Below are 15,275 nucleotides of genomic sequence, written 5' to 3'. Positions count from 1 at the left end.
GGTTGCAATGGGTTCCCCGACCTCGTTGCTGGTCAGCATGAATAATGGGGTTTGGAAGGCTGTTCGGCATGTTCCCAACGATGGTCTCGACAAAACTGCTCACCGGCGCGGACAGGCCTTCTGGTTCTCGAAAGGGTTCCCTTGGCGACCTTTCATTGTGGTTTCCGGAAGTCCATGTGGTCATAAAGGAATCGTGTAGCATTTCACGCTCTCTTCAACTCCTTGAAGAGATGCGTCGACCTTAAGCTTAAGAAGAGCACTCCCAAATTGCTCTTACGCAATCGGCAAATGTGCTGCCCTTACCAAGTCAGCCTTGAGCCGCGCCGTCTCCAGTCCCAGTTCGATAAACGCGAGCGCATGTTTTGCCAGGGCGACGTTGTCATCCCATAGATTTCTCCAGATCGCGGTCTTCAGCGACAGGTCTTTGTCGACGATGGTCGTCGAAAACGATTCGAACGTGACAAAGTCGTTCCAACCAATCGCAACGAGAGCGTCGAATATCGAGGCAAAATCGATGTTACCGGTTCCCAGATAGCCGCGATGACTTTCCCCGATATGAACGTAACCGATCTTTTCCGCGGCGTTTCGGATTGCGAGGCCAACATCTGCCTCCTCGATACTCATATGAAACGTATCCAGGTGCAGGAAGACGTTTGATGCGCCGGTGTCGCGAATGTATTCCAAGCCCTGCGCCGCGGTATTGAGCATGTTGCTCTCGAACCGATTGACGATCTCAAGGTTCAGGGTCACGCCCGCGGCCTTTGCACGATCAGCCACTTTAGAAAGCGTACCAACGCTCTGGTTCCATCCCTTTCGAGACAGCGAGCGTTCTTGTTTCCCGTGAGCCGAGCTCAATATGCCTGCCAGCTTGGTGCCGCCAAGATCGCGGACGAGCGCCACGGCGCGATCGAGAATTGCTTCACCGTTGGCAACAATCGACGGATCGTCGCTGGAAATATCACCATCTGCGGGCAGCCCCATGCTTACCGCGACATCGAGGCCAAGTTCCCGAATGCGGGACGCAAGCCACTTAACATCGACCTGCTGTGGGTCTAGGTAGGAAAATTCCACCAGTTTGAAACCAAGCTCTTGGGACCGCGCGAGGGTCCTCTCGATCTCGTCTTTTGAAGACCCCGCACTCCAGACAAACGAGTGGACACCGATTTTGGACATGACATCAATTTCCTGATTTCATTGTAGAATGAGCCCCACCGAAAGCCGGACGTTCCGGCGGGGCACCGTGAGGAGATCTTAACGAGCCGCGGTCCAGCCCTTGTAGTCCTTGATGTTGTCCGCCGTGATCAGCTGAGGATCGAGGAGGACGGTAGCCTCTGCTGGCTTCTTCCCGTTGAACAAGTCGACTGCCATCTTCAGCGAGTCGCCCGCCATAGTGTAAGGGTCCTGGGAAGCCGATGCCTTGATCATCGAGTTTCCGCTGGCAAGCGCCTTTTCGATATCCGGCGCGCCGTCAACGGCAGTGAAGAAGAACTCGTTCCGGTTCAGCTGCTTGGCAGCAAGTTCTGCACCGATCGCTGTCGGATCGTTGATCGCGAAGACAGCGTCGATCTTGTCAAACCGGGTCAGAAGGCCCTGCATGACGGCCAGGCCACCGTCGCGCGAACCCTGCGCGTTCTGGTCGTCTGAAAGGATCTTGATGTCTGGGCTCTGCGTCAGGACGTTCTTGCAACCCTGGACGCGGTCGATGATCGAAGACGATGCTGGGCCGTTGATGATGACGACGTCGCCTTTGCCCTTGAGCTGATCGACGATGTACTTGCAGGCCTCCTCGCCTGCCTTGATGTTGTTCGTCATTACGGTGACGTCAGCGCCGGGCGCCGAAACGTCGAATGCCGCGACGATCACACCTGCTGCCTGCGCCTTCTTTACAGCTGGCGCGATCGCCTTGGCGTCGACGGCGTTTAGCATGATGATGTCGACGCCAGCCGCGACGAAGCTATCCATCTGCGAGACCTGCTTATTGAGGTCGTAGTCCGCTGAGACGGAAGTTACCTGGACATTCGGGTTGATTTCCTTGGCGCGGTCTTCGATGCCCTTGATCGTGGCGACGAAGAACGGGTTGCCGAGAAGACCGACCGAGATGCCGATCTTCTGAAGTTCCTTGGCAGAGGCGGGCATTGCAACGGCAGCCGCGAGCGCGGTACCGATGAGCAGTTTAGCAAACAGACGCATACTTTCCTCCATTTTGGCGCTCCCCGCGCCATTGCTCCGGTAATCCCGGTTTCTTGAGCCACACCTCATGTGCGGCTAAGCCCTTTCAGCCGATAGCGGTCGAGCGCCACGGCGACGATGATGACAAGTCCCTTGATGATGTATTGCCAGATGTCGGAGACCCCGACGAGGATGAGACCGTTGGACAGAACCGCGATAATCAGAGCCCCGATCAGCGTGCCCCATATCGAGCCGACACCACCGACGAAGCTGGTACCCCCAAGGATAACCGCTGCGATCGCGTCCAGTTCGTAAGCCTGACCGAGCTGCAGACCATTTGCCGCATAAAGACGGGCCGCGGACATCACTCCACCGACGCCCGAGAGAAGCCCAGACATCGAGTAGACGAAGAGTAGGACGAGTGGCACCTTGATGCCCGTCAACCGTGCGGCTTCGACGTTGCCGCCCACTGCGTAGATCCAAGTGCCTAGTACGGTCCGCTTCAGAATGAACCAGGAGATTACAATGGTGGCGAGCGCGATGATCGCGAGCCATGGGATTCCGAAAAGAGAGCCGTTGCCGATGAAATCAAACGGGAGGTCGGCGTTGAAGACCGTCGTGTCGTTGCCGAGTAATCGGGCTATGCCACGCATCGCCGTCAACGAGCCGAGCGTCACGATAAATGGTGGCAGCTTGAGGAACGAGATGATGACACCGTTGACCACGCCACATGCCAGCCCCACGCCGATCGCCGCCGGAATACCCAGCATCCCGACTTCGGGATAAAGCGAAACGATGACACCGACCATCGCGGAGGCCGCCAGGATCGAGCCGACCGACAAGTCGATACCGCCGGTCAAGATGACGAATGTCATGCCCGCGGCAAGCACCGTGTTGATCGAGGCCTGCTGGGTGACAATCGAAAGGTTGTTCACGCTGAGGAAACGGCCGCTCAAGAGATGAAAGCCGAGTGCCAGAATGACCAGCACCGGCAGCATCCCCAGCGCGGTCAATGTCGACCTGAATTTTGCCTTGCTGGCGTTTGTGTGATCGGTCGATGTGGAGGTCATGATGTAATCCCGTTGTCTATGGTTTCAGGCCTCAGGCTACCTTGGATGCCGATCCCGTGGAGAAGGCCATAACGGCCTCTTGGCTAATCGGGTGATCGGGCGATGCATGTACCTCGCCAGCGATTAGGCCTTCGCGCATGACAAGCACACGGTCGGCAATGCCGATGATCTCGGGCAGGTCGCTCGAAATCGCCACGATGGCGATCCCGCTTTGCGCGAGTTCGTCGATAATCCGGTAGATTTCCGACTTGGCACCTACGTCGACGCCACGCGTCGGCTCATCAAAGATGATGACCCTGGGTTTGGTCTCGAGAAGACGCGCGATAAGAGCCTTCTGCTGGTTGCCACCCGATAACGCTCCGACGTTAATGCTTGCGCTCAGCGTACGAATGGAGAGTGACTTGATAGCCCGGGTGGCACGCTCCTTTGCAGCAGCGAAGTTCAGTATGCCTCCGCGACCCGCATCCTTGCCGATAACGCCGATGTTGATGTTCTCGTTAATCGTCAAATCGAGGAAGAGCCCAAGCCCCTTTCGATCCTCGGTCAGGTAAGCAATCCCGGCATCCATGGCGTCACGTGGTCCACCGATGGTTAGCTCTCGCCCGTCGAGGGTCACTGTTCCAGATGTCTTGCTGTCCGCTCCAAAAATAAGCCGCGCGAGCTCGGTTCGACCTGAGCCGACAAGGCCAGCGATACCCAAGACCTCGCCAGCCTTTGCATCGAAGGAGCAGCCATGCACGCGGCGACCATCGCCTATGTCCTTGACGGCCAAGACAGTCTTGGCCGCCTGTAGAGGTGCACGGTGTTCCTTTTTGTAGAAGGACGACAGATCGCGACCCACCATCATTGCCACGAGCTTTTTGGCGGACAAATCATTGCGATCAAGCGTGCCGACATACGCGCTATCGCGCAGCACGCTCACTCGGTCAGCTAGCGCGTAGATCTCTTCCATGCGATGGCTGATATAGATGATAGCAATCCCCCGCGCCTTCAGGCCGGCGATTACCTCAAACAAGCGTTCGGTTTCCCTCGACGTCAGTGAGGTCGTCGGTTCATCCATCACGATGATCTTCGCGTTGGTCGTCAAAGCACGTGCGATCTCGACCATTTGGCGCTCACCCAAAGAGAGAGCGGCGACAAGTTGCGACGGCCCGAATGAGATGCCGAGTTGCTTGAGGATTGGCTCAACACGACCGCGGGCCTCAGCTTTATCCACGACACCATAGCGAGAAGGTTCGGTTCCGAGAAACATGTTCTGGGCAACGGTGAGGTTAGGGGCGAGCGACAATTCCTGATAGATTACCGAGATACCGTTTGCCTTGGCCTTAATCGGATCTCCTGCCACGATCGGCTTGCCATCCACGAGAACAGCGCCACCTGGATCAGCCGTATATGCGCCGGACAGGACCTTCATAAGCGTTGACTTCCCAGCGCCATTTTCCCCCATCAGAGCATGAACTTCTCCCGGGTAGACCGTGAGCGACACCTTGGTCAGAGCCTTGGTGCTCCCGAAAGTCTTGCTGATGTCGCGCATCTCAAGCACAGGAGCGCGATCCGTGTTCCCTCCAGTTGTCATGCGTGAAACTCCTTGCGTGGCCGCACCACCTCTGCCTCTTCGATCTCGATCAATGATCGCCAAGCTTTGCGATAGGCCTCAAGCCCGAAGAGGGGCATTGGTTCTGCCCGTGTCGTTTCGTTTCTGAATGGAAATTGCCCGACGGTTTCGAAGACGAGCGCGGCGGCCCCGAATGCGCTTCCCTCAGCGGTCGCGCTTGAGTAGACGTCCTGCGAGGGTCGGAGCTCAGCGAGAAGCTCGGCAAACAAACCTGTTTTCACCAGGCCGCCGTCAATGACGATCGAATTTTCCGACCTTATCAGATCGAGGCACAAGTCTGTCATCAAGGTGACGTAGAGAAGTGCGGCAGCTGCCCGCTCCTCACCCTCGACAAGCGGCCCTACGAAGCGGCCGTTGAACCCCTGCATCGGACCACCTGGGGCAAAAGACGGCAGACCGAAGACGCCCTTTGCAATCACTTGCGACAGTGCATCAACACTAACGGGCTTATTCCAACCGCCGCTCGCAAGCTCGTACTCTCTTCCGCCCATGAAACGGATTGTAGGGGCAGCTTTTCCATCGACGGTAACATTGGCCAGCATGTCACGATGCTCATCGAGGGCATCCAACGGGCAAGCCGCATTGAAGATGACGACCCATGTACCGGTTGACACGAGCGTGAAGTCGTCGAACCCAACCGAGCGATAATAGTAAAGCGCCGAATTGCTGTCGTGAACGCCATTATGGACTTGGACTTCGGCACGGTTACCACCTTGGAGCGGGCTTCGCCAATTTCCGATAGCAGCACCCGCGCGTACAAACGCCGGCATCTTTTCTCGCCAGCCCTGACGATCTACCAAGCTACTAAAGTCCTCGTTCAGAGGTGCCCAGAGATGAGAGTGGCAACCGATGTAGGAGACTTCCGACACCTTGCCGCCGGAAAATTTCCAGGACCAGTATTGCGGATATGCCAGGATCGCGTCGGCCCTCCCCAGGCTTTCCGGCTTGGCCGCCTCCAACCAGAGAATGTGCCGGCCGTAGTTGAACCCGAGAGGGAGTTTGGGCGAGTAGGTCTCACTGAAAACTGGAGCCAACATATCGATGCGCTGCCTAAGCATCTCTGGTGGCTCTTGCTCATAGTCGAGGATCGGATGCGTCAGATGGTCATCTTGGACGAGCGCGAAGGTACAACCATGTCCTGAGAACATGACGTGCCCGACCGCGTGATCCTCGACAGCATTCAGGAGTGAGCTTGTCATCCATCCAAAAAGCGCTTCATCGTCGAGCACACGAATTCCGTCGCGCTCGATCCAGGCTGGCTTTGTCCTTAATTCCGCGAGGATCGATCCATCCGCGCCGAACACGAACAGCTTCGAGTTCGTCTTGCCTAAATCGAAGACAGCCACGGCGCTTCCAGACGTCATCCCTGCCCCCCGACCGCCGCGATCATGATGGTGATCCCCGCGTCTTCAAGCATTTTCGCGCCGGCATCCGACAAGCCGTCATCGGTGACGATCGTCCCAATACGCGAAAGCGGCAGGACAAGGTTGCGCGGCTGAATGGAAAGCTTCCGGCTATCCGCCAGCAAGACGATCTCGTCCGCGCAACTGCTCAGTTCACCGATGGCCTTGGTCAAAAGGGGATGCGACTCTAAGAGCCCTTCGCCGCTAATACCCTGCGTGCCGAGGAAGAAGCGGGAGGCGAAGAAGTCCGGCGCGCCAGCCGACGCATCGTGGATGATACCCGGCTCTCTATATAGAGAGCCGCCAGCCAGGAGAAGGCTGCAAGTGCCATGCTCACCTAGATAGGCAGCAAGCGGCATGGAATTCGTATAGAGGCGGACATTGCGCCGGGCCAACTGCAGTCCCAACTGGTAGCATGTTGAACCCGCGTGAACGATGATCGAGTCTCCGTCCCGCACGAGGCTCGCAGCTTTCTCGGCAATAGCGCGCTTGGCATCGACCGCGATGTCGCGATTCTCATCGTATGGCCGTGCCGACAGGCGACCAGAAGCAGCCGACTCGTTCGCGGAGATACCACCGTATACTTTTCGGGCGACGCCGATTTCATCGAGCTTGTCGATGTCACGTCGGATCGTTGCCGGAGAAACACCGAGCCGCTCCTGCAGGTCGCGCACGGATGCGAACGGCCTCTCTTGAAGCATCTCCGTGATCAGGCGATGGCGATCGGAATCGTTCAACTATATGCCTCCACTGACGTTTCTCCCTAACGTCGATGACGAACTATAATCACACACTATCAGCAATCGCAACATACAAAGATGGAAAATCTTCACCGTTGACGATATTCGATCACATTTATATGGTTGCGCCAGAGTTCGCTCATCACTGGGCGACAATCGTCAGGAGGAGGCATTCATGGATCGACCAGACCTAAGGGAAACGAACGTGTTCAAGGGGTTCCTCCGGCTTTCCAGCGAGATCGGAAGCGACATCCTGAAGACCCAAGGCGCTGGTGGAAACACGTCGATAAAAGATGATGGTGTCATGTGGGTGAAGGCTTCTGGCACTTGGCTCGCCAAAGCCGAGGCCGAGGACATCATGGTTCCAGTGGTTGTGGACCGGCTCGTCTCTGCGCTGCGCGACGGAGACCCGCGCGCGGAAAAATCAACGGATTTCATAGTAAGCGAGCTAAACTCGAGCGGGCTCAGGCCTTCCATCGAGACAAGCTTCCACGCAGCGCTCGAGAACCCCGTCGTTGCGCACTATCACTGTGTCAATGCCATCGCACTCGCAGTTCTTGAGAACCGCGACATTGAGTTGGCGCATCGGATGCGGACCGTTGCGGACCTCACATGGGTGACCATCCCCTACCGACGCCCCGGAACCCCGTTGGCGAGGGAAATCGAAAAGGCGGCTGCGTCTCGACCGGATGTCTTGATTCTGTTCAATCACGGGATCATCGTATGTGGTGACACCCTCGAGGAAGTTGCGGACAGGATTGAACGCGTTACGAAAGCACTGGCTCAAGGCACACGCGAGACGATCAGCCCCGATCTCGCGACACTCGACGCTATTGCCGAAGGATCCGGGTTCCATCCTGCGCGAGACCACGACAGTCATGCGGTCGCATTGTCCGAGGTCAACCGGGCGATCGCCTTGGGGGGATCCCTGTATCCCGACCATGTGATCTTCCTCGGAACCGAGATCGGCGTGCTGCAGGACGGCCAAAGCGCGGCAGATTTCCAAGCTGCCTTGCACAACGAGGGCCGGGACGTACCGAAGATGTTGATTGTTCCAGACAAAGGCGTTCTATTGTCGAGCTCATTGACCGCTGGCGGTGAAGTGATGGCACGCTGCTTGGCCGAGGTGGTTGGCCGCATCCCCAGTGAAAGCAATGTGGTCTACCTGTCCGAAAGCGATGAATACGAGCTGATGAACTGGGAGGCCGAGCAATATCGACAGGCGCTCGATCGTGAATCGGCGAGGCAAACAGCGTGACCAAGAATGCTGGATCAGCTGTCGCCATTGGAATTGATATCGGAACATCGGGCGCTCGCGCGGCCGCCATCGACATTGACGGCACTCCAGTAGCGTTTGCCGCCTCGCCGTTCAGGTCCAATGACGAACTGCGTGACCCTGCGGCTTGGTGGCGGCGAGTGAAAGAAGCGATGGAACAACTCGCCGCGACAATCGACCTTCATGGGGTCGAGGGCGTCGCCGTCGACGGGACGTCTGGAACGGTCTTGTCGCTAAACGCTTCGGGCGAAGCCACCGGATCAGTGCTGATGTACAACGAGCCGTGCCCCGATGCGGACGTCGTGGCCCGTATATCGCGACATGCGCCCGACGGCGCGACGGCCGTCGGCGCGAACTCAGGCTTGGCGCGCGCTATTTACCTGTCCCTTGACCGCGAGGTTGACGCCATCGTGCACCAGGCGGACTGGATCCTTATGAAGCTGGGATGCCCAGGACGGCCCAGTGATGAAAACAACGCGCTCAAATCAGGTTTTGATCTCGAAAGCCAGAAATGGCCGGCGTGGATCGAAGCGGCGGGCATGGACATCGCTAGCTTGCCCAGGGTTTACCGCGCCGGCGCGCGAATTGCCCAAGTATCAGGATATCTCAGTCAACTGGGTGTCCCCGCTTCGGCATGGTACCACGCGGGCACCACCGATGGATGTGCATCCTTCCTTGCCACGGGCGCTTCAGCCGTCGGGGATGCGGTCACCGCTCTTGGTTCGACGATCGTATTAAAGTTAGCGTCCGATCAACCGATCAATGCGCCAGAGTTCGGGGTCTATTCACACCGGGTGGGCAATTTCTGGCTGGTGGGCGGCGCATCGAACAGTGGTGGAAACGTGCTCCGTGCGTTGATAGGTGACGACCGGCTGACGGCCCTGACGACCGCGATTGACCCTAATCAGCCGCTAGGTTTGGGATATTACCCACTCCTTAGGCCGGGTGAGCGCTTTCCGATCAATGATCCGCACTATCTGCCGCGCCTTGAGCCGCGACCCGCGGACGACGCGGCGTTTTTCCAAGGTCTCCTGGAGGGAATGACCTCGATAGAGCGCCTGGGTTACGATCGCTTGCGTGAACTTGGTTCCCCCGCCCTAAGAACCCTACGCACGGTGGGCGGCGGCGCACAAAACCCGGCCTGGACGGCAATGAGAGCCCGGGCGATCGGGCTCGAGCCACTACCAGCGAAATCGGTTGAGGCCGCTGTGGGGATCGCTACCCTTGTTCTAGCCAACAGGGACCAGCATGTTTAACCCGACAGAAACCGACCTTGCGGCATTGACGCGGACGTACGACGTATTTCTGATTGATCAGTTTGGCGTCCTGCGCGACGACATCGGGCCTTATGAAGGGGCTGTCAAAGCATTGTCGTCGCTTGCCTCGCAAGGAAAGCGCGCGATCGTTCTTTCGAACTCCGGGCGGAGCGGAGATTACAACAGCGAGAGACTGGTCAGACTTGGCTTCGCGGCGGAAAGCTTCGAACGCTTCGTGACCTCCGGCGATGTCGCGTTTGACCTCCTCTCAAGAGAGGGATCAGGTGTCGCGAAATCCGCACGGTGTTTCACGGTTTCCAGCGGAGGAGACACCGACCTAGCCGATCGTCTCGGGCTTGCGTCCACCGGTGCCGCGCGCGGCGCTGATATCGTTATAATTTCGGGCAGCGAGGCCGAGCGGATCTCAATGGATGAGTATCGGAAGATGCTGCTCCCAGCCGCGGTAAACGGCATCCCATGCTTCTGCACCAATCCAGACATCCACAAGCTACATGAGGGCCGGATCGCGCCCGGAGCCGGGAGCATTGCAAAACTCTACGAGGAACTCGGCGGGAGCGTGCGCTGGGTTGGAAAGCCATTTCCCGAAATCTACGAGTATGCCCTCAAAGTAGCTGCAATAGATGAGCAGAACCGCGTTGTCTGTATCGGAGACAGCATTGAGCACGACATCCTTGGAGCGAACATCGCAGGTCTAGGCTCAGTCCTAGTGCGAACGGGTATCCTGGCTGGCCAGAGCGAAGACGAACTCGCGAGGATTGCTGAGCGTTCTAGCGCCTACCCAGACTTCCTTCTGGCGCGCTTTTCATTGTGAATGTTGAGATCGTAGGCACACCGAAACAGGCCCGGCCGCCCCCGAGGCACCTCGGTCGCTTTTACGTTGATTTTGAAGACATCGCTCGAGCGGCGCTTTCAAGCAGCCGGGCTAAAGAACGTCCGTCGACGCCGTCGGCTTGATTGAGCATCACAATCAGCGAACCTATGACTGCCTGCGACTTTGTGGACCGTGTGAACACATACTGGGAGCCACGAACGTCCACCAAGTGGTCGCAGTCTGTTCCTTCCTTTGACAACGACAGCCCACGATCCGCTTGAGCCGCCCACCGATCCCCTCTTCGGTTCCCATGAACGCGGTCTCGATATGCCGACACCACCGCGCGTCGCATGTGGTTTCGGGCATAGCAAGCTTTAATGCGAATTGCCTGAGCATCCTAAAAACTGTCAGCGCCTGAATTGGCGATCCTACGTTGGTATACTTGTGGGCTTGCGGTTCGCGGCGCATTCACTACCTAGGATCTTGAGCAAGGAAAATCCAAATTGGTTGAGCGGCTTTCCTCAGTATCGTCCACCGCACCGTCAAACCCGACACGGGTCGATCGCAGTATCTCGCTCGCGGAACCGGATGTAGCATGGGTAGCTGAGAGACAATCCGCGATCACTGCCAGCTTGGAGCACAAGAACAACGAAGGTCGCCAACAAAACCTCGGGGATGAGGAATTACCTTCAGGCCATCTGTCTCATCCTTCACCTGAAGACCGAGCTCGAGAGGCCAAGCAGTCAGACAGTCATTTGTCAGGCGAAAGCGAGCGAATTGGCAAGGGGAACCTCAGTGAAAATGTTCCATTCGGCGAGCATCAAGGCTACGTCTGAAATAGCCCCCGCCGAATGACGCCCCCCCGATTTCCGGCGCGGGTGGAAGCTCAGCAAGCCCAACAATGCCCCCATCAAGGTCAGGCCGAGGGAACAACCATTCTTGTGTCATCGATAGGTGTCCAGCCTGACTCGGTGAGAAGCGGCGGCCGATGACCGCCTTGACGCCGGTGGACGGACGAGCGCCCGGGGCGTATTGATGGTACCACGAGTGTTCTCGGGCACGACTATCGAACGCAATCCGAAACTCCCATATTCCCGCGAGCCGTGTCCGTATTTGGAACCCGGGGTATCATGCGACCAATGACGAGAACCAGAAGAGCCGCGAGCGCCAGGCACGCCGCGAGGAAGAACATGGGCGCGATAGTGCTGCCTGTCGAATCCTTGATCCACGGCACTACGTTTTGCGCGACGAAACCTCCAAGGTTGCCCACCGAGTTGATTGCCGCAAGACCCGCGGCGGCGCCAGCGCCCTTGAGAAAGCGTGATGGAAGGCTCCAAAAGACAGGCTGGCCAGCGAATATTCCCGCAGCAGCGATGCTCAAGAAGGTGAATTGCATGATATGGTTGGAGATAATGGCGGAGAGGACCAAGCAGATTGCTCCAATCGCCGCGGGAATGACGATATACGGCGTTTTGGCGGGAGCCTTATCCGCCCGCGCGGGGATCACGTAGAGCGCGATCCCGACAAGAACCCACGGGATGATGTTGAGAAAGCCGTTGGCCGTGTTGCTCACGCCGAAGCCCTTGACGATCGTGGGCAGCCAATAGCTTAGACCGTAGGCCGCGAGCGGAAACCCGATATAGCAAGCTGACATCAACAAAACGCGGGGGTTGATTAGGGCTTTAAAACCGTTGCCGGCGTTCGCTTCCATGCCCGAATTTTCCGAAGCCAATCGATCCTTCAGCCAGCCTTTTTCCTGAAGACTGAGGAACTTTGCCTGCTCTGGCCTATCAGAGAGGTAGAACAGGGTGACGAACCCGGCGATGACGGCGGGGATGCCGGTCGCGAGGAAAACCCACTGCCAGCCCGCGTGACCATAAAGGCCGTCCAGATCAAGCAGCGCGCCGCCCAATGGTGCGCCTACCGCGTTTGCCACGGCTGAAAAGATCATGAACAACCCTACCATTCTCCCTCGATATGCTGACGGGTACCAAAGGGTCAGAAGGTACAGCACGCCCGGAAAGAAGCCGGCCTCGCATGCCCCGAGAAGGAAGCGTAGTATGTAAAACATGGTGGCGTTCTGCGTGTAGGCCAACGCGATGGTGACGAGACCCCACGAAATCAAAATCCTGGCAAACCACTTGCTCGCGCCGAACCGATCCAAGAGAAGGTTGCTAGGAACCTCGAAGATGAAATAGCCAATGAAAAACAGTGATGCGCCTAGGCCGTATGCGTATTCGCTCATGCCTAGCGCATCAACCATTTCCAGCTTGGCGAAGCTCACGTTTTGACGATCGATGTAGGCGATCAGGTAAAGTAGGCCGAGAAACGGCATCATGCGCCAGGTAATTTTCGAGATCAGTTTTCTTTCGACAACCACAACGGTTCCTCCTCATGCGGAATGGAGTGGAGATAGGTCCGCCGACCCACCGATCAACCATGGGGAGAAAAGCTTTGTCACAACCGATTTTCAGGAACGCGCGGCCAACCCTGTCAAGCCATGGCACGTAACGATGGACAGGGCATTGTGAAGGGCAACGCTCGACCGATTATCCTCAGGCTTGCCGCACCACCACGCATCACGGGCAGATTGTCAGAATTTCGATGCAGGCGATCAGCCGGGTTTGGACGCTTCCAACGCCGGCCGAGCAGTCGTGTCTCTTGATACAACACTTGCTTGCCAAGAGCGCGACATCGCGCGTGGAGCCGAGTCGCCGAACGGCACGCGGCTTTCAGAATGCGGTCGGAGCATGCGTTGCCGATCGGCAATGGCGTCACGCCGACGTCTCTCTTCAACCAACGACTCGCGGCAACTGCCCCGGCTGCTTGCGCGTGCCAGTGTTGGTTTCATCAGGTGGCCCGCTGGAGAAATGACGCACCATGAGCCGAGCCAGCACCACATAATGACGGACATTTCGGTGGCGCAGCGTGGGTCCCCAGCGCTGCGCCCACGTCATCAGAAACTCTTGCGAAAGCCGAACGTCACAGCGTTGCTGCGGAAATCCGTGCTCGATGAGGTACCCGCTTGCGAAGTGAAATCAAAATTATCCGCGGCCGTGAACCTGTATCCAATGTCGAGGGTCGTGTTATCGAAAAGAGACACATCGGAAAATAGCCCGATAGCCTGCAGATTGATCCCGACACCCGCATCCAGGTGATAGGCGAATGCCGTGTCACTGTCGTCCATCAACGTTGCAACACCCGCTACTCCCTGCTTTCGAAGGTCGAGGTTCATGAAGCCGGCACCGCCGCCAACATACGGGGTGATGGCGCTTAAAGCTCCGTCCGCGGCCAGCGGAATATCAAGGTATCCATTCACGTAACCTTGGATCGAACGGGCATCGCCAAAAGAGTTGATGCCGCCGAGACCTACGCCAGCGATACTATGCTCGTCGACCGAAGCCGTGCCGTAGCCCAGTTCCAATTCCACGCGCGGCGAAACGAAACCGTATGCTCCAAAGTCATAGCCAGCGCGGAGGGCGCTATAGAAGCCGACATCATAATCAGTTTCGACAGTCGTGCCGCCGACACCAAAACTAGTATCATCCAGGAAGTTCACGGACGAGAGCGAACCAATGTAAAAACCGGATACCGACCGCGCAACAGCCGGTTGCTCAACGGGAGCCACCAGGTCCGCCGCAAGGAGCGAGGACGGGGAGGAAATAAGAGCGGTGAGAACAAGAGCTGAAATTTTCATTGCGAACCCAGACTTACGCGCCACGAGGAGTTCGTGGGCTTCAGGTTTCGCAAGTAGAGAAGATTTAGCGGCATTCCACCCACCCACGACGATAACGAAAGCAGCGTGACATAATAGCAACGCCGGGTTGCGCTTTCCACGACCACCCACCCCGATAGCCGCACGAACATTCTGACGAAGCCTAGCGCGGCCCGGCTTGGGTGGGCTAATGGCCAGCTGATTGGACGTTGAGAGGCGGATAATTGCGACTATTTCGACAATAACCGCGGACGCTTAGACGGGCGCTTTTGCCCCACCGGATACTTCGCAATGTTCTTACGCGAGAAAATTGGGCACCGCCGGGCGATCGCTTCAGGCCAATGGGTGACCAGGCGCATCGCTAGGGGCGCACCCGGTGAGTGCACGGTCCGTGAGGGATTTATCGACCGCCGCGGCCGGCGTCACCACTTCGCCGGCGCTGGACGCGGTCCGCCGGCGGCGCCTCGACATGACTTCATCGCGACAAGGTGAGCGCCCAGTCGCACCTGGCCTCTTCGATTCCAAAGAGTAAGTAGCATGATCCACCACACGTCTCGCGACCATGATTGATTTCAATCCTGTGGATTGCGTTCCCCACGTCGCGTAGACGGAGCGTCTGCCCTATATATCATCTTCCGCGGCCGCTAGCGTGTGCCGTTGCACGGATGATCCATATGCCAGGTAAGAAACAGAGCACTGATAGCCCAAGGAAGCGCCGATCGCTATTGGCGCAACTCGCCGACGAACCGGAAAAGCTTTTCACGGGCGCGTTCCGGCAGCAATATGGCGCCGTCTGTTTCCGTTACGTCGGCGTGACATCGAAGATCGAGGTTCTGATCATCTCGTCGCGGGATACGGGCCGTTGGGTTGTGCCCAAGGGCTGGCCAATGAAGAAGAAAAAGCCCCACGAGGCCGCCGCGATCGAGGCTTGGGAGGAAGCCGGGGTTCGGGGTACCGTCCGTAAAACCGCGGTCGGACGCTACACTTACCTGAAATTCCTCGACGACGGTGATGTCGTTCCAACAATCGTTGACCTTTTCCAGATAGAGGTTACGGTTCAGCAAGACGAGTTCAAGGAGAAGGGACAACGTCGACTTGCTTGGGTCGAGCCGGACGAAGCCGCGCGACGCGTGCGCGAGTTGGAACTGAAATCTTTGCTCGTTGACTTTAAACCGAAGGGCAAGCGCCAGGGTACCTAA

12 protein-coding genes are annotated in these 15,275 nt (G+C 57.6%); 4 read left to right on the top strand and 8 right to left on the bottom strand.

What is annotated here, in order from left to right; genetic code table 11:
* Nucleotides 1-273: 273 nt before the first annotated feature.
* From ACCD05_RS17615 to ACCD05_RS17590, 6 genes are all read right to left on the bottom strand, one after another.
* Complete coding sequence (locus ACCD05_RS17615) at nucleotides 274-1,173, bottom strand: sugar phosphate isomerase/epimerase family protein (RefSeq protein WP_112950108.1); 900 nt, start codon at nucleotides 1,171-1,173, stop codon at nucleotides 274-276.
* Nucleotides 1,174-1,251: 78 nt separating this feature from the next.
* On the bottom strand, nucleotides 1,252-2,190 hold the full coding sequence (locus ACCD05_RS17610) for an ABC transporter substrate-binding protein (RefSeq protein ID WP_413394260.1): 939 nt from the start codon (nucleotides 2,188-2,190) through the stop codon (nucleotides 1,252-1,254).
* Nucleotides 2,191-2,255: 65 nt separating this feature from the next.
* Complete coding sequence (locus ACCD05_RS17605) at nucleotides 2,256-3,239, bottom strand: ABC transporter permease subunit (protein ID WP_111563796.1); 984 nt, start codon at nucleotides 3,237-3,239, stop codon at nucleotides 2,256-2,258.
* A gap of 31 nt (nucleotides 3,240-3,270) precedes the next feature.
* On the bottom strand, nucleotides 3,271-4,815 hold the full coding sequence (locus tag ACCD05_RS17600) for a sugar ABC transporter ATP-binding protein (protein ID WP_413394258.1): 1,545 nt from the start codon (nucleotides 4,813-4,815) through the stop codon (nucleotides 3,271-3,273).
* Nucleotides 4,812-6,218 carry an FGGY-family carbohydrate kinase gene (locus ACCD05_RS17595; RefSeq protein ID WP_413394256.1) on the bottom strand — a complete coding sequence of 469 codons (1,407 nt, stop codon included), beginning with the start codon at nucleotides 6,216-6,218 and terminating at the stop codon, nucleotides 4,812-4,814. Before ACCD05_RS17595 ends, ACCD05_RS17600 begins: the two co-directional genes overlap by 4 nt.
* Complete coding sequence (locus tag ACCD05_RS17590; protein ID WP_413394254.1) at nucleotides 6,215-6,994, bottom strand: DeoR/GlpR family DNA-binding transcription regulator; 780 nt, start codon at nucleotides 6,992-6,994, stop codon at nucleotides 6,215-6,217. The genes ACCD05_RS17595 and ACCD05_RS17590 overlap by 4 nt, the downstream gene beginning before the upstream one ends.
* A gap of 178 nt (nucleotides 6,995-7,172) precedes the next feature.
* Here ACCD05_RS17590 and ACCD05_RS17585 point away from each other — a divergent pair, with 178 nt between their 5' ends.
* The 3 genes from ACCD05_RS17585 to ACCD05_RS17575 are packed head-to-tail and all read left to right on the top strand — an operon-like array spanning nucleotide 7,173 to nucleotide 10,361.
* On the top strand, nucleotides 7,173-8,255 hold the full coding sequence (locus tag ACCD05_RS17585; RefSeq protein ID WP_111563799.1) for a class II aldolase/adducin family protein: 1,083 nt from the start codon (nucleotides 7,173-7,175) through the stop codon (nucleotides 8,253-8,255).
* Complete coding sequence (locus ACCD05_RS17580; RefSeq protein WP_413394252.1) at nucleotides 8,252-9,529, top strand: FGGY-family carbohydrate kinase; 1,278 nt, start codon at nucleotides 8,252-8,254, stop codon at nucleotides 9,527-9,529. Before ACCD05_RS17585 ends, ACCD05_RS17580 begins: the two co-directional genes overlap by 4 nt.
* Nucleotides 9,522-10,361, top strand: coding sequence for a TIGR01459 family HAD-type hydrolase (locus ACCD05_RS17575; protein ID WP_413394250.1), 840 nt, complete (start codon nucleotides 9,522-9,524; stop codon nucleotides 10,359-10,361). The genes ACCD05_RS17580 and ACCD05_RS17575 overlap by 8 nt, the downstream gene beginning before the upstream one ends.
* Nucleotides 10,362-11,424: 1,063 nt before the next feature.
* Here ACCD05_RS17575 and ACCD05_RS17570 read toward each other — a convergent pair.
* Both ACCD05_RS17570 and ACCD05_RS17565 read right to left on the bottom strand, forming a co-directional pair.
* On the bottom strand, nucleotides 11,425-12,741 hold the full coding sequence (locus ACCD05_RS17570) for an MFS transporter (protein ID WP_112436715.1): 1,317 nt from the start codon (nucleotides 12,739-12,741) through the stop codon (nucleotides 11,425-11,427).
* A gap of 576 nt (nucleotides 12,742-13,317) precedes the next feature.
* Nucleotides 13,318-14,058, bottom strand: coding sequence for an outer membrane protein (locus tag ACCD05_RS17565; protein WP_413394248.1), 741 nt, complete (start codon nucleotides 14,056-14,058; stop codon nucleotides 13,318-13,320).
* A 692-nt stretch (nucleotides 14,059-14,750) separates the two neighbouring features.
* Here ACCD05_RS17565 and ACCD05_RS17560 point away from each other — a divergent pair.
* Complete coding sequence (locus ACCD05_RS17560; RefSeq protein ID WP_413394246.1) at nucleotides 14,751-15,275, top strand: NUDIX hydrolase; 525 nt, start codon at nucleotides 14,751-14,753, stop codon at nucleotides 15,273-15,275.

The sequence above is a fragment of the Rhizobium sp. Rhizsp42 genome (assembly GCF_047304155.1).
In the GTDB taxonomy this organism is placed as follows: Bacteria; Pseudomonadota; Alphaproteobacteria; order Rhizobiales; family Rhizobiaceae; genus Rhizobium.
This window is presented reverse-complemented; position numbering and strand designations above follow the sequence as displayed.